The 20,144-nt window shown below is 50.5% G+C and carries 19 protein-coding genes; 1 reads left to right on the top strand and 18 read right to left on the bottom strand.

What is annotated here, in order from left to right; translation table 11 throughout:
• Positions 1–149: 149 nt before the first annotated feature.
• The 14 genes from spoIIE to pth all read right to left on the bottom strand — a co-directional run bounded on the left by spoIIE (position 150) and on the right by pth (position 15,820).
• Entirely contained in the window at positions 150–2,660 is a 2,511-nt protein-coding gene (gene spoIIE / locus J7E85_RS09590; RefSeq protein WP_215157222.1) for a stage II sporulation protein E, read from the bottom strand.
• A gap of 345 nt (positions 2,661–3,005) precedes the next feature.
• On the bottom strand, positions 3,006–3,494 hold the full coding sequence (locus J7E85_RS09585) for a S1 domain-containing RNA-binding protein (RefSeq protein WP_009591896.1): 489 nt from the start codon (positions 3,492–3,494) through the stop codon (positions 3,006–3,008).
• 114 nt (positions 3,495–3,608) lie between these two features.
• A complete protein-coding gene (locus J7E85_RS09580; protein ID WP_098741227.1) occupies positions 3,609–3,959 on the bottom strand; it encodes an FtsB family cell division protein in 351 nt (116 codons plus the stop codon).
• A gap of 11 nt (positions 3,960–3,970) precedes the next feature.
• The gene (gene yabQ, locus J7E85_RS09575) at positions 3,971–4,540 is read right to left on the bottom strand and encodes a spore cortex biosynthesis protein YabQ (protein WP_098741226.1); all 570 of its coding nucleotides are present in this window, start codon (positions 4,538–4,540) and stop codon (positions 3,971–3,973) included.
• A complete protein-coding gene (yabP, locus tag J7E85_RS09570; RefSeq protein ID WP_009591926.1) occupies positions 4,537–4,818 on the bottom strand; it encodes a sporulation protein YabP in 282 nt (93 codons plus the stop codon). Before yabP ends, yabQ begins: the two co-directional genes overlap by 4 nt.
• Positions 4,819–5,036: 218 nt before the next feature.
• A complete protein-coding gene (locus tag J7E85_RS09565; RefSeq protein ID WP_215157220.1) occupies positions 5,037–5,315 on the bottom strand; it encodes an RNA-binding S4 domain-containing protein in 279 nt (92 codons plus the stop codon).
• Complete coding sequence (locus tag J7E85_RS09560) at positions 5,315–5,587, bottom strand: HU family DNA-binding protein (RefSeq protein WP_036640966.1); 273 nt, start codon at positions 5,585–5,587, stop codon at positions 5,315–5,317. Before J7E85_RS09560 ends, J7E85_RS09565 begins: the two co-directional genes overlap by 1 nt.
• A gap of 167 nt (positions 5,588–5,754) precedes the next feature.
• Positions 5,755–7,269 (bottom strand): bifunctional methyltransferase/pyrophosphohydrolase YabN, encoded by a 1,515-nt coding sequence (yabN, locus tag J7E85_RS09555; RefSeq protein WP_215157214.1) that lies wholly within the window; start codon positions 7,267–7,269, stop codon positions 5,755–5,757.
• Between the two features lie 92 nt (positions 7,270–7,361).
• Positions 7,362–9,041, bottom strand: a complete 1,680-nt coding sequence (locus J7E85_RS09550) for a putative polysaccharide biosynthesis protein (RefSeq protein ID WP_215157212.1) — start codon at positions 9,039–9,041, stop codon at positions 7,362–7,364.
• Between the two features lie 203 nt (positions 9,042–9,244).
• Positions 9,245–9,787, bottom strand: coding sequence for a stage V sporulation protein T (gene spoVT, locus J7E85_RS09545; RefSeq protein WP_071221080.1), 543 nt, complete (start codon positions 9,785–9,787; stop codon positions 9,245–9,247).
• Between the two features lie 328 nt (positions 9,788–10,115).
• The gene (locus tag J7E85_RS09540; RefSeq protein ID WP_215157211.1) at positions 10,116–11,201 is read right to left on the bottom strand and encodes a peptidylprolyl isomerase; all 1,086 of its coding nucleotides are present in this window, start codon (positions 11,199–11,201) and stop codon (positions 10,116–10,118) included.
• Positions 11,185–14,712 carry a transcription-repair coupling factor gene (mfd, locus tag J7E85_RS09535; RefSeq protein WP_215157209.1) on the bottom strand — a complete coding sequence of 1,176 codons (3,528 nt, stop codon included), beginning with the start codon at positions 14,710–14,712 and terminating at the stop codon, positions 11,185–11,187. The genes J7E85_RS09540 and mfd overlap by 17 nt, the downstream gene beginning before the upstream one ends.
• A gap of 186 nt (positions 14,713–14,898) precedes the next feature.
• Positions 14,899–15,129 carry an anti-sigma-F factor Fin family protein gene (locus J7E85_RS09530; RefSeq protein ID WP_006207424.1) on the bottom strand — a complete coding sequence of 77 codons (231 nt, stop codon included), beginning with the start codon at positions 15,127–15,129 and terminating at the stop codon, positions 14,899–14,901.
• A gap of 127 nt (positions 15,130–15,256) precedes the next feature.
• Entirely contained in the window at positions 15,257–15,820 is a 564-nt protein-coding gene (pth, locus tag J7E85_RS09525; protein WP_215157260.1) for an aminoacyl-tRNA hydrolase, read from the bottom strand.
• Positions 15,821–15,926: 106 nt separating this feature from the next.
• Here pth and J7E85_RS09520 point away from each other — a divergent pair, with 106 nt between their 5' ends.
• Positions 15,927–16,127: a hypothetical protein gene (locus J7E85_RS09520; RefSeq protein WP_006207422.1), complete on the top strand. Its 201-nt coding sequence runs from the start codon at positions 15,927–15,929 to the stop codon at positions 16,125–16,127.
• Positions 16,128–16,279: 152 nt separating this feature from the next.
• Here J7E85_RS09520 and J7E85_RS09515 read toward each other — a convergent pair whose 3' ends face one another.
• The 4 genes from J7E85_RS09515 to purR all read right to left on the bottom strand — a co-directional run bounded on the left by J7E85_RS09515 (position 16,280) and on the right by purR (position 20,115).
• On the bottom strand, positions 16,280–17,233 hold the full coding sequence (locus J7E85_RS09515; protein WP_006207421.1) for a ribose-phosphate diphosphokinase: 954 nt from the start codon (positions 17,231–17,233) through the stop codon (positions 16,280–16,282).
• An 81-nt stretch (positions 17,234–17,314) separates the two neighbouring features.
• Positions 17,315–18,709, bottom strand: coding sequence for a bifunctional UDP-N-acetylglucosamine diphosphorylase/glucosamine-1-phosphate N-acetyltransferase GlmU (gene glmU / locus J7E85_RS09510; RefSeq protein WP_215157207.1), 1,395 nt, complete (start codon positions 18,707–18,709; stop codon positions 17,315–17,317).
• Between the two features lie 110 nt (positions 18,710–18,819).
• Entirely contained in the window at positions 18,820–19,104 is a 285-nt protein-coding gene (gene spoVG, locus J7E85_RS09505) for a septation regulator SpoVG (RefSeq protein ID WP_006207419.1), read from the bottom strand.
• A gap of 183 nt (positions 19,105–19,287) precedes the next feature.
• Complete coding sequence (gene purR / locus J7E85_RS09500; RefSeq protein WP_215157205.1) at positions 19,288–20,115, bottom strand: pur operon repressor; 828 nt, start codon at positions 20,113–20,115, stop codon at positions 19,288–19,290.
• Positions 20,116–20,144: the final 29 nt, after the last annotated feature.

Below are 20,144 nucleotides of genomic sequence, written 5' to 3'. Positions count from 1 at the left end.
GTCTCATCCATTCCTATCGATTTGACTTCTATCTCTATCATTTCCACATTCAAGAGAGTTCAAACGATATATAGGAAGAATAGACGTAAAAAGATTTACCAACTCCGGGTCCTCCATTTCCCGGGTAATCGCTTGATTTATCTAACGCATCAGCTAACGGTTCGCGGCCGCTCCATTCGGGCAAAGCCCGGAACATGCACATTCGACCATTCCGGATGGAAGTGATCCACACGCCCGACCACCACCGTCATATCATCATGAATTTGATTCTGCTGGTAGCGAATCACCTTCTCCAACAAACAATCAGCAATTTCCTGCGGATCCTCACTGTTCACTTCCTGAATCATTCGTTTCATCCATAACTCCTTGTTTACCGCATAACCCGGCGCATCATATATGCCATCCGTCATCATAATGAGAACATCACCGGCCTGCAGCTGTAATGACACCAGGTCCACTTCGATATCCTGAATGATCCCAATCGGAAGATTGCTGGCCGAGACCGGTATGACATCATTACCTCGTTTGATAAAGCTTGGCGTCGAACCGATCTTCATAAAGGTGGTCTGAGCCGTATATTGATCGATTAGGGCCATATCGACCGTGGCATAGATTTCATCCGGCGAGCGCAGCATCAGAATCGAGTTGACCGATTTGATCGCCAGCTTCTCATCCATCCCCGATTGAAGCAGCTGTTCTAATATATTCAGAGCCGAGCTGCTCTCGAGCCGTGCCCTTTCCCCGTTGCCCATACCATCACTAAGCGCTACTGCAAACGTCCCGTTGCCCAGTTCGACCGTACTAAAGCTGTCACCTGATAAAATATCCCCTCCCTTAGCCGCTGCGGCTACGCCCGTCATAATTTCATATGTTTTCGCTGAGCCGAATCGCACGGTGGCCAATCCATCCCTTGGATGGATCAAGGTCTCTTCCATTACGGCGATATGCTCCCCGAGAATGTCGGACAGCAGCGGTCCGATAATCTTCCTGCATTCGTCATAACCCCGGGTGTATGCATGAACGATCTCAATCTCGACCTGCCCGGAGTCCAAACTGATGATATCGATGCCTTGAACCGATAAGCCCAGCTGCTGAAGCGCTTCCCGAATCTGTTCTTCCTGAATGTGCATGGTCTGGCTTTCCCGCTTAATCTCTCGAGCCAAGTCTTCCATGACCTGCGAAACCCCGGATAATTGTTCCGCTACCAGATGACGGCTATCGTATATTTGGCGTTTCCACTGCATATCATGTTGGTAAAGATGATACTGCTGCTTGAGGATGCCAAGCACCTCCTCCTTCTTGGCACAGATCCGGCTCCATTCCGGCGGCAGATCGTCTGCTTCCATCTCAGGATTCTCCTCGATAGAGGTCATCATATCGGTCATATATTTATAAGTCTGGTAAAACTTCATATCCCAGCACTGATTCCGTTTATAACATGTGGCACAGCTTCCTTCCGCCACAGCATTCATGAAATGGTTCATCTCCTCCGTTTGTTTACCTGGAGGCTGTATAACCCCTGACGTTTGTCCGAAGCTTTGCGAGAGCTGTCGGAACACCCGGGAAAATTGGGTCACACGGTCTGCTGTTAGATCCCGAACACGCTTGGCGTATTCATGCTGTGAACGGGTATGATCCTGCGTGCCCGGCACGTATTTGCCTATCGCCTGCATCACGCTCTTCGGCGTAATGAGGAATAACACGATAGCCGCGCAGGTTTCCCAAGTGGAGATCATCACCTCGCCAGGATTGCTGAAATAGATGGAGAGAATGGTTGCCCCCAGCAGCATTCCCAGCGAAACACCGCCTTTCTTCCCTTCCTTCAGCATACCTGCGAGCATCCCGGAAAAGGCGAGCAAACTCATCTGGGAGAATGCCGAAATGTTGGCAAGACTGAGGATGAGGCCCGTTACTACGCCAACCGAGGCGCCTAGCGGAGCTCCCCCGACTAGGGCAAATAGCAGAATTAAGTATCGAGATAAGACATGCTCTACCGACAGGGATTGGATCGTCCAGCCAACGGCACCTGTCATGACCGACGCCAGCAAAATGATAATACATAGAATTTCTTCATTTCGAAGAGCATGCGTTTTTTTACGAAGCGTCAGCACCGGAATCGCTTGAATAAAGACCAATGTCAGGACAAAGCTGAGCACGGCATTCAAGGTGAGCATCATCATGGAATACCAGGTAATGCTCGGTCCGATGAGAACACTGAACAGATTCACGAAGAAGGTAGAGACAAATACCATCAGCGGTGCATACGACAATTCTGCCCGATCATAGGTCTCCAATCCCCGCATCATAAAGTAAAAGATCAAGATTTCTGCCGGTACCATCCATGCCACCGGAAAGGACGCAAATAAACTTCCTGCAACGATAGCGGCGCCTACCGGCAGCAAATAATCGCGGCGCATAAAGGCAATGACTGCAAAATAAGCGATTGCAAATGGAGACAGCTCTCCTAGAATCATAGCTCGTCCGAGCAGAAAACCCATGAAGGTTAGCAGGATCATCCACTTCTTAGCGGCCAGGAAGTGGATGGGACGCTGTAGAAAAGGCAGCTGCCCTAACCGTTCTGTTACACGGGCACGAATGGAACCCGCTCCCCCTTTAACTGTCTCAGTACCCGGAAACATCACCAGATTTCTTTTATCCATTACGCTGGCACCCCATTCTTCACGAATTTGTTGGTCCCATTATAAAACCCCTATTCAGGAAAGTTTGTCAGAACACCGGACAAGCCCCAAAGAAATTTCCGACAAAATCAACGGGCCTTGCGAACGTTCGGGAAAAGAGCGTTCATCCCCCACGCCCAGCGGTGTTTATACGCCTCAAACCTGGAGCATTCTTGCAGATCATTTCCCGAATTGAGGCGGACAGCCCGTGCTCATTCCACACGGAAGCGCCGTAAATTGCGTAGGAACCTGTCGTACCCTTGGATACAACGACAAAAAAACCGCAGAAGGCGGTTTCCCTCTGCGGTCAGTTTATATTTTATCGAATTACATACGTTTGGCTCCGCGTCCGCCGCGTTTGCCTTCGGTATTCTTCTTAAGCGAAGAGATTCGTTCTTCACTGTCTTTCAGGAAGCGTGACATTTTATCCTCAAATGAAGGCTTGTTGGCCGCAGGCTTAAACGGGCGTCCACCGCGTTCACGGTTGAATCCTCCACCACCGCCACCTCCGAATCGTTCTCCGCCGCCGCCACTGCGTTCCGGTCTCGGTGCGCGGGGTGGACGACTTTCGGAAGCCGGCTTGTCGACAGCCTGCTTGATCGAAAGACCGATCTTGCCGTCCTTGTCGACATTAATCACCTTCACGGTAACGACATCGTTGATCTTCAAATGATCGTTGACATCCTTAACATAGTTGTCGGCGATCTCCGAGATGTGAACGAGACCCGTGACACCTCCTGACAGATCCACAAATGCTCCAAAATGCGTTATGCCTGTCACCTTGCCCTCTAACTTGGTGCCCACTTCAATTGCCATAGAATAAAATGATCCTCCCTTAAAAATATACAGTCCGATTTATAAATCGCGCTGCGGTGATTTGATTATACGATAATGACCTAAACAAGGTCAACAGACGTCTGTCATGCCTAATTACGGCTCTTCGCCCGAATTTTGGGGCTGAATGATCGGCGTCTCATTTGGCAGATACAGTCCAAACTTCTTGCGGGCAATCTGCCCGATATATTCAGGGTCCTTCAATCGCTCCACTTCATGAGTAATCTGGATTAGCGACTGTTCAACGGACTTATAATCCTCTTGCTTTTGAGCTAGCGCTTCGTTCTGATTACGGATGCGGTCATTCTGGGACCAGAGCGTTGAACCTGCCCAGATCAAAAACAGCGCCATCATCGCCACAAACATTCTTTTACGCCGGCGTGCGCCTTTGTTCTTTGTCTTGGTTTGTTGGGGAGCCTGCTTCGATGGATCAGCAAATCTTCCCATGACCATACCTCCTAAAACCAGCGCTTCCACGCCTTGATAACCTTGTCCGCGAATTGCTTGCACCATGCCGGCAGCCTAACTCTGGATGTGATCGGTCTCAGCATCCATTTCAAGAGTCGCCAAAAAGGCATGAGGCATTTAAGGACTAAACGCAACAGCGACAGGAGAAACTTCCATAGAAACCTTAACAATCCTAAGATGAGCATCAGGATTCCTTTGATCGGATTCCACAATAAGATACGGAACAGCTTGTACAAAAAGGACAACAAGCCTTTTGTCACTTGAATTAACATTACCACAAAACGCTGGGTTATGACACTCCATAATAAAAAATAGATCCAAACCCCTATAAACAGGCCCACAAACACATAAAAACGCAGTTGACCGTCATTGGTCACATACAACATGCGAAAAATGAAGAAGGCTGCCGCAATCCAGTAAAGGAAGTCCAGGGTATGCTTGGACCATTGCGGGAAACGGAGCTGCCCTGCCAGCACCCGGTAGCTGTCGAAGGCGACTCCCATCGCTGCTCCGGAGAAGAGCATCCAGAGCAGCGTGATCCATTGTACGCTGGGGTTCATTTAAACAGCTTACCCAGCAGACTCTTGTTCTTGGTCTGCGAACCGGGATTCAAATAAATCAGTGAGTGCACCTGACCTTCAATCGACAAAAGCCCCTCTTCCAGGCTGAGATTTTTAATATGTAAATTTTGCCCACGAATGGTGAGATGCCCAAGCTCGGTTTGAAGCAGAAATTCTTCACTGTCAAAGCTCTCCACATTTTGGACACCCGTAATGTCCAGCAGCTTCCGGTTCTGCATCCGCAGGTCATGAAACTTGCCCTTCCCTTGGTCGATCATGGCATGTACCCCTCCTTTTAACAATAGCTTATGGGAAGGCGCCTGTCTTTAGAACCGGAAGAAGAGCAACCGCTTTAGGAAAGATCGTGACGCTGCGAGGAATGCACGGAGAATGAACGAGAGCAAGGAAGTCCAATGTTTATACACCCATGATAAACATAAAAACGTCCCCCACACCATATGGTGAGAGGGACGTTTGATGGAACGGTTCGGGCTGCTTACCAGTCCAATCCGCGATCTTTAATGATCGGTTCTTCCTTGACCAAGGTATAGAGGCTGGTCGCCTCATCTTTACGGGTTGTCTCGGTAAGACGCTCGACCCGGACGGTCACCAGCTTCTGACCAAATTGGACGGTGATCTCATCGCCCAATTTAACCGTGCTGCTCGGCTTGGCCTCACGGCCATTAATCAGTACCCGACCTTGATCCGATACATCTTTCGCTACGGTACGCCGCTTGATTAACCTCGATACTTTCAGGAATTTATCGACGCGCATTATTTTACGGCTTCTTTAAGCTTGTTACCTGCCTTGAACGCAGGAACGTTGGATTCTGGAATTTCGATGGTGTTGCCTGTTTGCGGGTTGCGGCCAGTACGTCCAGCGCGCTTGCGAGTTTCGAATGTACCAAAGCCGATCAATTGAACTTTATCGCCATTAGCCAAAGCGTCAGTAATTTCACCAAGGAAGCCGTTCAAGACGTTCTCTACGTCTTTTTTTGTCAATCCACTTTTACCGGAAATGTTGTTGATCAGATCTGTCTTGTTCATGAATTAAATCCTCCCAATTATCAGAAAAATATAAGATTTTACGGTTATTTGGTTAAACCGCCTTGCAAAGCTGCAAGATTTCACCATTAATGATTATTCTGGATGCCTTGCGGAATTCCTGCCGCAAATCCCTATTTTTTTATTTTTTACGTGAAAAGTTGCCTTTTTCACACATCGATACCGCCGCTTTGTGCCGATCCCGATTTAGCTTCCTGCCATAGGGCTTCCATCTCGTCCAGGGTACTTTCCTGCAAGGTTTTCCCCTGGGCGGCAAGCTGCTCCTCTATGTAGCTGAAGCGACTGACAAACTTCCGGTTCGTTCTCGAAAGCGCCTCTTCCGGGTCCGCCCCGATAAATCTTGCAGCATTGGAGACCGCGAACAGCAGATCGCCGAGCTCAAGCGCCGTATCCTCATCAGACTGGCCCTCGGTCACCGCCTGCCTCAGTTCACCGAGTTCCTCTTCAATCTTCTGGAACACGCCTTCGATGTTATCCCAATCGAAACCAACCTTGGATGCCTTCTTCTGGAGCTTGTACGCCTTCATCAAGGCGGGAAGATCCCGCGGGATGCCATCCAGTGCCGAGGCTTTCTCTGGTGAGAGCCCTTTGCGGCGCTTCTCTTCCGCTTTCATCTGCTCCCAGTTCTGCAGGGCAGATTCCGCATCTTTGGCGCTGCTCTCGCCAAAGACATGCGGATGACGGAAGATCAGCTTGTCATTCAGCGCTTGAATGACATCATACACCGTAAAGGTACCGAGCTCCTCTTCCATCTGGGAATGCAGCATAATCTGCAGCAGCAGATCCCCGAGTTCTTCCTGCATATGCTCAGGTTCATCCTCATCAATCGTCTCTAATACCTCATAGGTTTCTTCGATCAGATTTTTGCGGATGGATTCATGGGTCTGCTCACGGTCCCATGGACAGCCCTCAGGACTGCGCAGAATGCCAACGATCTCATGGAGTCTGGCAAACGTTCGCTGTCGAAGCAGGCTGTCATCGCTTCGGGGTACGTAGACCAGCGACAGATTCCCATATCCGTCGATGCGATCAAGCTCGTAGAGTGGCACGCGCTGGATCACTTCCTCACCCTCAACGCCCAGCGCATGGCCGACAATGACCGGATATTCGTCCGGATACAGTTCCATCAGTGCCAGTTTAACTTCCGAAGCTGTAAACATGTCATACACCTGGCCGATCAGGGTATGGAGCTGCGGCTGGATGACACTTGCACGTAGCTCAGCCGCATCGAGAAGCTGGAAGCCCTCAATGGGATCGAAACCAAGGCGAACGAAGGCCTCGTCCAGAAAGCTCTCACCGCCGAGCACCGTAAGCGTCACATTCTCTCCCGGGCAGCGCTCCCGTAATAACCGAACCGTTGCCTCCGCTACCATCGGATGCCCGGGCACCGCGTAGACAAGCTCACGATCATCCTCAGCAGCCTTAGCCAGGTTGATTAGCGCGGATGCAATGGATTCGTACACCTCGGGGAAGGTGTCATGCGCTTCATACACGTGGTCAAACGATTCCGGGTGAATCTGGAACTCATTCAACGCAGCGATGACGGGATGAGATAATGTACGCACATACACCTTCGATGCCCGCTGCATGGTTTTTATGATACCTATCGTCAATCGATCAGGGTTGCCAGAACCCAAGCCGACCACCGTAATGGATGCACTCATACGCTACTTCCTTTCGTCTTCGTCCGCCTTGTCGACGTCATTATCGTACACTACTATATCACAGAAGATCAAACAACTCACGTCAACCCGGGTCAGCGCAGCACGCGCAGGGCGCGCAAGAAGGCCGCCAGCGGTCTTCCGACCTTTGGCAGCATCCGAAGCTCCTCCTCGGTGAGGAGCTTCGTGAGTGCGGCGCCGATAAGGAAGGCGCCGCAGCCAGCCGCGACGCCGCTCAGGCTCGCAGCCGCGTGGGTGAGGCGGCCCGGGGCGAAGCCGGCCGCAGCCAGGATGCCGCCGGCTGCCTCACCTGCGCCCCAGGCGGCCAGTGCCACCGCCGCGAGGACCGGCAGCGTCCTCGCAAACATGCCGCCGACGTCAAGGTGGGCACCGGCGCTTCGCGAGAGCAGCGCGAGGTTAAGCGCGGCGGCGGTCAGATGCGCAGCCACGCCGGCGATGGCTGCGCCAGTAATGCCGAACTGCGGCACCAACAACAGGTTGAGCAGCAGCTTGAGCCCAGCCGCAGCCAGCAGATGAACCGCCGGTGCTTTAACCATACCAATCCCTTGAAGCAGCGCAGCCGTAATCGTGCTTAGCGTACCCCCAGCAGCCGTAAAGGCAATCACCTGCATCGTCACCGTTCCTGCGGCATCCTCGTACAGCATGACGTTAATCGGTTCAGCCAGCACTGCCAAGCCTATGGAGGCCGTCATTCCGATCAGCCAAAACCAACGGAGGGCCATGCGGGTTTGGCTTGCAACCCGGCTGGACTCTCCTTTGAACTTGGCCTCCGCCAGCGCAGGGATAAACAGAACCGACAACGAAGTAGCCAGCATCGTAACCAACTGGACAAGCGGCAATCCGCGGTTATAGACCCCAAACTCCGCCATGGCCGTTGCTTCACCCAGTCCACCGGATGTCAATAACCGTGGCACCGTGAAGGTATCTACCAGTCCAATCAGCGGAACAGCGAGCAGACTAAGACAGACCGGGATTCCATAAGCAAGCAGGCGTCCAAGTAGAACACCTGCTCCCTCTCTAGTTACATCGGCACGCATCCCCGTTTTGTTCATACCCGCCGCTCCGAATCCGTGACTTACTTCTCCTTGTATTTTACCCCGAGTTGACCGGACATGCTTGCGCCAGTATAGTCCCATCACCAGTAGACCGGCGGCACCACCGGCAGCAGAGCCAAGCAGCGCTCCGGCGGCAATTACGTCGGGATCGGCACCGGCACGGATCATGTAGAGCAGCAGCACAATCATGACCCCAACACGGACAACCTGTTCCGTAATCTGGGAGATTGCCGTCGGCACCATATTGTGCAGCCCTTGAAAATAACCGCGCAGGACCGACATCCAAGGCACGAATGCCAGCGCCAACGCACCTGCGCGGAGGGCGGGCACAACCTGACTGCTTCCGATCCACATCCCGATCCAAGGAGCACAGACATACATCAAGAAGCCGAGAATTAGACCGAACAGCACCAACGAGACGGAAGACAGGCGCAGCAGGCGATGACCGTCCTCAGTGCGCCCTTCGGCCTCATATTCTGCCACATATTTGGAAACCGCCGCGGGGAAGCCAACCGCCGCTATCGTAATGATCATCATATAGAACGGATAAACCGTATTGTAGATGCCAAAGACGACATCCCCACCCATATTTTGCAGCGGTATTTTTTGCAGTGTGCCAATCAGCTTGGACAGAAGCGCGGCCGCACTGAGAATAAACGCTCCCTGTAGAAGCCTTGCCCCTGTTTGATCTGGTTTCATATCCTCTTCCAATCCCCTAGTTTCTTTTTTTCGTATCACAGACCAAACATCTGCGCAGATGCTGCCATGTGTACCTCCATTATAACCAAGGGTGGGAGAGGGGTACAAAAAAGAGAAACCGGACAACAAAAACTCCCAGCTGCCGATTGACCCTGTGATCAACGTTCAGCGGGAGTCTCCATCCAAGGATTCATATCCTCGTCTTATTGTTCCATTTGCTTGCCGAGGAAGCCTGCGGCGGTTTCAGACATCTTCACTTCCATCTCACCCATGTTCACGGATTCGTCCTTGTTCAGCAGCACAACACTGCCAATCGGGTCTCCTCCAGCAATGATAGGCGCAGCGACAAAAGCGGATAAAGTTTCCGGATTGTCTTTGCTGATCTCATACGTACCACTGTTGCTTTCCAGCACTGTCTTGCGATTCTCCATGCAGTTTTCTAGAAGGTTGCCGATCGGCTTGTCCAAATACTCCTTCTTGGAGCCGCCTGCTACGGCGATAAATGTATCACGGTCTGATATGATCGTGATGTGACCTGTGCTCTCATAAAGGGACTCTGCGTATTCCTTCGCAAAATCGCCCAATTCACCGATCGGTGAATATTTCTTCAGAATGACTTCTCCATCCCGGTCAACGAAAATTTCCAGCGGGTCACCTTCGCGAATTCGCAGTGTGCGTCTAATTTCTTTTGGAATGACCACGCGCCCGAGGTCATCAATACGGCGGACGATACCAGTAGCTTTCATGTCACTTGTTGCCCCACTTTCATAAGAAGATTTTTCAACTACTGTTCCATTCGGGAAGAGGATGTCCCCAGGTATATAAGAGTTAATGTCTGACCATAGTATTCATCCATTCCCAATTCCTTATACATCATCTACCCTCTGTTGGTTGCGAAATCCAAAAATAAATATCATTCGAAAGAGACGGATGTCAGGGGAGAAAAAATCCATAACGCGCTATTTCGCACGTTATGGATTCGAAGATCCCACCATTTCATCATGCGCTAGCCGTAACATCCGGGATTACCCGCAGCGCATTACAATATCAATCGCCCGGACCTTGTCCGTGGGCTTATTTACCCGTGTCTTCCTTGCCTGCATCCGGTGTTTGATCACCTTCCGCAGGTTTGTCGGTGGTACCGTCTTTCTTCTGGTCTCCTGTGCCTTCGGCAGGCTTGTCCGCTTTCTCACTCTTCGGAAGATTCATGCTCTCAATCAGGTCGTTGAGCTCATTCTGCATAAAGTTGTCGATCTTCGCCGAGGCAAGTTCATTTCGAATGCCTTCCTTCTGATCGGCAGGCAGCTTGTCGTAAGACACTTCCTCGCGCTTCTCTACTTTCATGACATGGTAACCATAATCGGTTTCTACCGGATCGCTGATCTTATTAAGCTCAAGCGTCAGTGCCTTTTCCTTAAACTGCGGTACCCAAGTGCCTGCCGGTTTGTTCTCATACAGACCTCCGCTGTTCTTGGAGCCCGGATCCTCGGAGTATTTCTTAGCGACCGCAGCAAAGTCCTCGCCTTTATTCAGCTTGGACTGTACTTCCTTGGCAATTTTGAGCGCTTCACCTTCTGCTCTTTCCTTGCCTTCCGCATCCTTAAAACCAATCAGGACATGACGAACGCTAATGTTGGTGTAATCCTTCTTGTTCGCCTCGAATTCCTTCTTGATATTCTCTTCGGTTACCTGATTCTTCTCATATTCCATAACGGTCATGACGCGAAGCATATAATTTTTGAGATCGTCTTCCGTCAATTTCTGCGATTCCAGAGCAGCTTTAAACTGCTCCTCGCCCATTCCGCTCTTCTGCTGCTTTAACAAATCATCCGCTTGCTTCCCGGCAGCTTCCTTCGCTTTATCGTCAGCTTTGGCGTACAGGTATTCATAGGCTACCCCCTGTTTCGCCAAATACTCTTTAAATTCATCCATTTGTAAAAATTGGGCGTATTCCGGGGACATGAACTGAATCATGCGCTGTTCCAGATCAAATTCCTTCTCGGTAATCTCTCCACCCTTATATTTGACAATAACTTTGCTATTATCATTTTCGGTTCCCTTAGTCTTGTCGTTTCCGCACGCAGCGATCATCGACATGGATAGTACTGCTGTGATGGATACCATAAACGTCTTCCATGCCTTGTTATTTCTTGACGGCATTTTGTAGTTCTCCCTTCAGGTTGAATGGCCCATTTGCGGCCTCCAGGAATTGCTCCAGCAATTCTAACAGTTGTTGATCGGAAAGTCCCTTGCCTTTGATTCGAATGGCCATCGTCGGCCCTTGTTCAAATTGTACACGTCTTTCGAACATATTTCCAATTTGCGCAAGTCCTGCTGTATTAACCGCCTTATCCTGCCCTTCATAAAACTGCAGCAGCACATCATCGCCGCGCTGGATAATGGAGTCGATCCCGTACGTACGACCATATACCTTCAAGCGAGATACAGCAAGCAGGTTACTTACCGCAAGCGGCAGCTCGCCAAAGCGGTCAAGCAGTTCATCCTCAAGCTCAGCCGATTCGTCGATAGACGAAACGACAGCCACTTTTTTATAAATTTCGATCTTCTGGATGCTGTCATAAATGTAATCAGACGGCAAGTAAGCATCAATCCCCAGATCGATGGAGGTGTTCCAGTCCTTCGATGGCAATGGCGGCTCGCCCAGCATGCTGACTTTGCGTTTCTGTATCTCCTCCGCCAGCATCTGTGAATACAGGTCGAACCCGACGGAAGCAATAAAGCCATGCTGCTCCGCTCCGAGCAGGTTGCCCGCGCCGCGAATCGACAGATCCCGCATCGCAATCTTGAATCCGGAGCCAAGCTCCGTAAATTCTTTAATGGACTGCAGCCGCTTCTCGGCCACTTCGGTCAGCACCTTATCCCGCTGGTACGTGAAATAAGCATAAGCGATCCGGTTGGAACGTCCGACGCGTCCGCGCAGCTGATACAGCTGGGAGAGGCCCATTTTGTCCGCATCATGCACAATAAGCGTATTTACATTCGGGATATCCACACCCGTCTCAATAATGCTCGTACTAACCAAAACGTCGTATTCGCCGTCCAGGAAGTCGAGAATGGTCTTCTCCAGTTCCGTTTCCGACATTTGCCCGTGTCCCACACCCACTCGGGCCTCCGGTACCAGCATGGATATCTGGGCTGCCATCTCCTGAATGCCCTGAACCCGATTGTAGAGATAGTAAACTTGACCGCCTCGGGCCAGCTCTCGCTCGATGGCTTCCCGCGCCAGGGTCTGGCTATGCTCTACGACATAAGTCTGCACTGGAAAACGGTTCTCCGGTGGTGTCTCGATCACGGACAAATCCCGAACGCCGAGCATCGACATATGCAGCGTGCGCGGAATCGGCGTTGCCGTCAGCGTCAGTACGTCGACATTGGTCTTCAGCTTCTTCAATTTCTCCTTATGGGTAACGCCAAACCGCTGCTCCTCATCCACAATCAGCAGTCCCAGATCTTTGAACACAATATCCTGTGACAGCAATCGGTGCGTCCCGATCAGAATATCGACAGAGCCCTGCTTTACTTTCTTGATCGTCTCATTCTGCTCCTTACGGCTTCGGAAACGGCTCAGCACCTGAATGTTGATCGGATAATTGGCAAAACGCTCCCGGAACGTCTCGTGATGCTGCTGGGCCAGAATTGTCGTCGGTACCAGCACCGCAACCTGCTTCCCTTCGATCGCTGCTTTAAACGCAGCACGAACCGCCACTTCCGTTTTCCCGTAACCGACATCACCGCACAGCAGCCGATCCATCGGCCGGTTCTGCTCCATGTCTTTTTTGATTTCGGTAATCGCTCGAAGCTGATCGGGTGTTTCATCATATGGGAACATGTCCTCGAATTCCTGCTGCTCCGACGTATCTTTCTCAAATCCGTACCCAGGCGCAGTCTGACGCTCGGCATACAGCTTGATCAGATCGTCGGCGATATCCTGAACGGAAGAGCGAACCTTGTTCTTAACCCGCGTCCATTCATTTCCGCCCAGCTTGTAAACCTTCGGCTCCTTGTCTTCGGAACCGACATATTTCTGAATGAGATCGATCTGCTCAATCGGAACGGACAGCTTATCGCCCCCGGCATACAGAATATGCATGTAGTCCTTATGGATTCCGTTGATTTCGAGCGTCCCGATCCCCATATATTTCCCGATACCGTGGTTTTGATGCACCACATAATCGCCGACTTTGAGCTCCGTATAACTCTTGATGCGCTCGGCGTTGTCCATATTCTTTGTGGTTTTGCGTGTTTTGCGCTGCTTCGAGGAGAACATCTCGCTCTCAGTAATAATGGCAGCATGAACCGAAGGCATCTCAAAGCCATTCTGCAGATGCCCCTCAAACATAACCGGTTCTTCGATGCCATAGTCCAGCAGTACCCGCCGCATGCGGTCCATCCGCTCCGCATCGCCTGCCAGCATCATGACCTGAACGCCCGACTTCTTCCAGCGCTCCATCTCAGCCTTGAGCACGTTCATCTGGCCATGGAAATCCTGCATGCCGCGCGTAATCACATTGACGATATTCTGCGGCTGCATTCTTGGTACCTGACGCAGGAAGATCGAGATCAACAGACTCTGATAGGGATGCTGATAGATCAGTTCTTCCGTATCCAGTGAAAGCGGCAGATCCGGCAGCGATTTGCCATTCTGCATCAGATGCAAATTCCATTCCGCTTCATCCCGCTCCAGCTGCTTGGCTGTTTCTAACAGACGAGCGGGCTCATCCATAATCAGAATCGTATCCTTCGGCATGTAATCATATAAATTGGTCTTCTCCGGATACAACAGGGAGATATATTTATAGATTTCAGGGAAATATATCCGCTCGCGCAGCATCTCAACTTCCCGGTGTATTTCATCCCGCAGACGAAGCTTGGCCTGACGATCACTCATGCGCTCGAGCTGCGTCTCCAGCAGACGGACCACCGTATCCGCTGTACGGCTGAGCCGCTCTGAATCTGCAATAATTTCCTTGCATGGTGTAATGGTGACTTCCCGGACCTTGTCAATCGAGCGCTGATCCGCCGGGTCGAAGGTACGAATTGAGTCGATATCTTCATCAAACAGTTCGACGCGGTACGCCATGGTCGTTGTCATCGGATAAAAATCGATGATACCGCCGCGGACACTCATCTCGCCGCGGCTCTCGACGCGCTCCACCCGTTCATATCCCATCTCGATCATCTGGTTCAGGAAGGAATCCAGCACGAGTGTCCCGCCGTCATGAAGCACAATTCGTGCATCAGACAACACTTCGGGAGCGGGAAGCAGGCGACGCACGCCGGAAAATGGAACAACGACAATACCCCGGAAGCCTCTTGCACAACGGACGAGTACATCAATCCGCTGCGCCAGAGTCTCGGGGCTTGAAACGGCCGACTCGGCCGCTACCAGTTCATTCGCCGGGTATAACAATACTTGATCCGGTGAGAGCGCTTCCTGTAAATCATCCGCAATTTTCTGAGCTGAAAACATATTATGAGTGACAACGAGCAGCGGGCGCTGCTGGTCCTGGTGCAATGCGGCCATTAAGATCTGCCTGGACGACCCAGAAAGACCGGAGATCAATTGCTCCCTCATGCCGGCTTGGACGCCAGCGGTTATGGATTTGAAGTCCGAATCCTTCGAAAATACATCAATAAGTGCTTGTAACAAAAGGGGCACCTCTCTTATGCAAAAGAAATGAATTTCCTAGACTCTATTTCTCATGGAATTTTAGACGATTGCCAAAAAATTATAACCGAAAAGAAGCCTTGAGCAAAACTGCCAAGGCTAGAGCAGCGGCAGAGCCTGCCGCTGTATGTCTTCTACCAAAAAAACGTCGTGTACCCCATTATACGCTCATTGCAGGGGATTTGCCAAAAGGCTAAGTTCCGGATGGGCTTCGAGGGCTTCTCTGCAATGATCGCAGGTTACCCGGACCATCACTTCTCCGTTAAAATCATAGGCTATTATATCCTTGCGTTCCTCAGGGGTCAAGGAATCAAATCCGAGACGCGCTTCGGATACGTGATTGGAATCGATGCGGCCCTGAAACGCCCGACAGTGTCTGCAAACATAGGTTATCGCCATCATATGCCTCCTGAAGGTCGTATATACCTTCAGTATGCCCGGATTTTCCTCGTTTAAGACTTCGATCTTGCGGTTGCCCCATGTCTTAGGAATCATCTCTTTAGATACTTCCATACTATGATGCTTTCTAAGACTTGTTAAACTTCGCCATCGTCTGTTCAAAGGTATGATCCAGACTGAATTCCAGCGCGTCACAGGTCTCCTCTACCATGCTCTGCATCTGTTCGCGTTCCTTCTTCGGAAAAGTACCGAGCACATAATCCACAATGGCATAACCCGGCTCAGGCCTCGATATGCCCATACGGACACGGTTGAAGCTCTGAGTCCCGGTATGCTGAATAATGGATTTAATGCCATTATGTCCTCCGGCACTGCCTTGATACCGCAGGCGGATCTTACCGACGACGGTATCCAAATCATCATAGACCACAATCATGTCCTCAAGATTCACTTTATAATAATCCATATAAGCACGCACAGCCTCGCCCGAAAGATTCATGAACGTCATCGGTTTGATCAGGACGGTTTTGGTGCCGCCAATCATCCCTTCGGCGATGACCGATTTGCATTTATTCTGATTGAACTTCATACCGTGTCGCTCTGCCAGTGCATCCAGCGCCATGAACCCAACATTATGGCGTGTCTTCTCATAATTAGAACCGGGGTTGCCCAGTCCGACAATCCATTTCATCACAGGTTGATTCCTTTCACGATTTATACTTTCTTCTTTGCGCATTTCTGAGTACAATATGAACAAAACCTATCGGCGTTATGCCTCATAAGAAGGTGAATCGGCATTGAAAGCTTTCGAACAGAAATTAACGCACCACAGCCATTTTCAATACCATATGAAGCATGGCATCCCTGTTCAAGTCTATGAACTGGGTTGTCACATAGACGTGGGTCTGATCACTGCAGTCGACGCCTATTTTGTCGAGCTTGAGGGAACGCTGTACAACCGGAGTACGTTCACTTTTATCTCTAGGCCCGGATATTAACAAGCTTGCGCTTTATTAACAGGCTGAACTTATGAAAACGTTTTCTTTCCAGCTGTTCATATGCTCTTGCTAACCCAAGCGGCAAAGTCGTTATAGCCGACAAGGGTTACATCTCCTCATGAGGAGATGTAACCCTGCCTTTACACGGTTTATTATTCTATTTCAAACAATTTACTAATCGACAATTCCTCATGAACCCGGATGATGGCTTCACCCATCAACGGAGCAACCGACAACACCGTCAGCTTGCTGCTCGGGTTCGGATTGGTGATCGGAATGGTGTCTGTTACAACAACTTCCTTCAGCGGGGAGTTTTCCAGTCGCTCATGGGCAGGGCCCGAGAGAACCGGATGTGTACAGCACGCGTAGACTTCCTTCACGCCACCTTCCATCAACGCATTGGCACCCAGCACAATCGTACCGGCGGTGTCGATAATGTCATCAATCAGAATAGCGGTCTTGCCTTCGATATTTCCAATAATGTTCATGACTTCACTGACATTCGGCTCCGGTCGGCGTTTATCGATAATCGCCAGTGGCGCATTCAGGAAATCAGCAAGCTTTCTCGCGCGAACCACACCGCCGTGATCCGGAGATACAACGACCGGGTTCTCGATCTGCTTTGAACGGAAATATTGGGCAAGAATCGGTACGCCGAGCAGATGATCCACCGGAATATCGAAAAATCCCTGAATCTGCATCGCATGCAGGTCCATCGTAATGACGCGATGAGCTCCTGCTTTTTCGATCAGGTTCGCAACCAGCTTAGCGGTGATCGGATCCCGCGAACGCGCTTTGCGGTCTTGACGGGCATATCCGTAATACGGAATAACCACGTTGATGCTCTTCGCGGATGCCCGCTTGAGCGCATCCACCATAACCAGCAGCTCCATCAAGTTATCATTCACCGGCAAACAAGTGGACTGCACAATATAAACATGGCAGCCCCGTACGCTTTCGGAGAGCTTTACTTGAATCTCGCCGTCGCTAAAGCTGGTTGTATGCGATTCCCCCATCGGAATGCCGATATAATCGGCGATCTGATGGGCAAGTTTAGGATTGGAATTACACGTGAATATTTTTAATTTAGAATCAAGATAAGTCATAGAATAAAAACCCTCCGTGCTGGTTCGTTGAATTAGGTATCCGATCACCGCTTCATATCTTGGTTAAGGAAGCAGGGATAATTACGATTTCTTGTTCTTCTTGGCGATGGCGCGTGCCCGGATCTTCTCTGCGTACCCTGGCTTGTTCTCCTGACGCTGTCTGGCGATGGCCAGATCATTGTCCGAAACGGAATGCGTAATGGTAGAGCCTGCAACAACGAATGCGCCCTTGCCCACCTTCACCGGTGCAATCAAATTCACATTACTGCCGATAAATGCATCATCTTCAATTTCGGTAATGGACTTATTATAACCATCATAGTTGACTGTAATCGCACCACAGCCGATATTAACGTTTTTGCCGACTTTGGCATCACCAACATAACTGAGATGGGATACTTTAGAGCCGTTGTCAATCGTGGCGTTCTTCACTTCGACGAAGTCGCCCACCTTTACATCATCCCCCAGCTTGGTGCCTGGACGAAGATAAGCAAACGGTCCTACGGAGGTCCGGGAGCCGACTTCAGCGCTGCTGAGCACCGAATGTTTGACGCTGGCACCATCCGCGATAACAGAGTCCTCGATATCGGTATCCGGTCCGATCACGCAATCTTCACCGATCACCGTATTCCCTTTCAGGTCGGTACCGGGATAGAGCACTGTATCTGAACCAATCTTAACATCAGCTCCGATATAGGTTGAAGCCGGGTCAATGATCGTAACACCGTTCAACATGTGCATGCGATTGATGCGCTCTCTCATGAAGCCTTCGGCTTCTGACAGCGCCAGGCGATCGTTAACGCCAATCGATTCCGCGTAATCATCCGTCTGATAAGCAAGCACGGTCTCGCCGGCTTGTTTCAAAATACCGATGCAATCGGTCAGGTAATATTCCTGCTGCGCATTCTGGTTGGTTACATTATCCAGTGCAGCGAATAGCTTTTTATTGTCAAAACAATAGGTACCGGTATTAATTTCAGTGACTGCGTCCTCTTCCGGACTGCAATCCTTCTGCTCAACAATCCGGAGTGCGCTGCCATCCTCGCCTCGAATGACCCGGCCGTAGCCTTTCGGGTTATCCATATGCGCGGTAAGCACCGTAGCGGCCGCATTGTTGCTTTCATGAAGCTTCAAAAGATTCTCCAGTGTCTCGGACGTCACCAGCGGAGTATCCCCGCAAATGACAATCGTGGATCCTTCTTCACCGCCAAGTAATTCCTTGGCTTGCTTCACAGCGTGACCCGTTCCGAGCTGCTGCTCCTGCAGTACATACTCGGCTGCGTCTTGCAGATAAGCGCGAACCGTTTCCGCACCATGGCCTACGACCACAACACTGCGTTCACAGTTTACCTGCTGTACAGTTTGCAATACATGTCCGACCATCGGCTTGCCACAAACAGGATGCAGCACTTTATATAGTTTGGATTTCATACGTTTGCCCTGCCCAGCGGCGAGCACAATAGCAAATCTTTTCAAGGGCCATGCCTCCTCCTCTTGAACTCACTACTGAATATATATCATTCTACAAAAAAAGAAAAGAGAGCCACAGGTATGGCTCTCTTTTCCTTGAACCCCAATTGTAAATCTTAAGCGCCTTCTTCAATCACTTCTTCTTCAGTAGCCGCTCGCTCATACTCGGCCAATACAGCCGATTGAATTTTCTCGCGAGTACCAGAAGAAATGGGATGGGCAATGTCGCGGAATTCTCCATCAGGAGTGCGTTTGCTCGGCATTGCAACAAACATTCCATTGTTTCCGTCGATGACGCGAATGTCGTGAACGACAAATTCATTATCGATGGTAATGGATGCGATTGCCTTCATTCTCCCCTCAGAGTTAACACGGCGGAGTCTGACATCCGTAATTTGCATATGTGTTCACCACCTTTTTCCATCAGAGACTTGGTGTATAATTCCACACAGCAAACCAGAAATCCTTCTTTTTTCTAATACAAAATGTCCTAAAAACAGGAATTTTTTTTAGAATGTGATATTTTCGACAGACTTCGGGCTAATTCGAATGAAAACGCTATTATATCGACAAATATCGCGAGTCTATTTTTCGAAGTAATTACCAGGGTTTACGGTAATTCTCTTCGTTTTGGAGTCCACATCGCTTAAGATGGCTAGTGAAATATAGTCCTCCAGAAGTCTTTCGTCGGTTTCCACCGCTCCTGACTCTACCAGCACACCGACACCTGCGACTTCAGCATTAAATTCACCCAGCAGATCAACCATTCCCTGAATGGTTCCGCCTGCCTTCATAAAATCATCCACGATCAGCACGCGAGAGCGTTCCTTGAGCGCCCGGCGGGATAATGACATGGTATGGATGCTCTTATGTGAGCCCGATACATAATTGATGCTTACGGCCGATCCCTCTGTCACTTGATGGTCCCGGCGAACTAGTACGACCGGCAAGTTCAATTGCGCCGCTGTCGCATAGGCCAGCGGAATCCCTTTGGTTTCAACGGTCATAACCACATCGATATCCCGGTCGGCGAACGCCGTGGCAATGATCTTGCCCGCCTCGTTCATCAGCGAAGGTTGTCCGAGCAGATCAGACATGTACAAATAACCGCCCGGCAGAATCCGATCCGATTGCTGAAGCTGCTGGCACAGCTCCTCCGCAAACCGCAAGGCATGATCTTTGCGCAGCTTCGGAATGTAGCGGACTCCTCCCGCTGCGCCGGCCAGCGTCTGAAGCTCTCCGAGCCCCTCGCTCTCGAACACGTCCTTAATGATCGCCAAATCCTCACTGATGGATGACTTGGCTGCTCCATATCGCTCAGCGAACGTTGTCAGCGGAATCAGCGTATGCGGTTTAGATAGTAAATATTGGGTCATATCGACCAATCGTTCGCTTCGTTTTAATTTTTTCACCTAGGGTTCCTCGCTAAATCCGAATATTA

The organism is Paenibacillus sp. ISL-20 (assembly GCF_018613005.1).
Classification (GTDB): Bacteria; Bacillota; Bacilli; order Paenibacillales; family Paenibacillaceae; genus Paenibacillus_AQ.
Note: the sequence above shows the minus strand (reverse complement) of the source record. Positions and strands in the feature narration are given on the sequence as shown.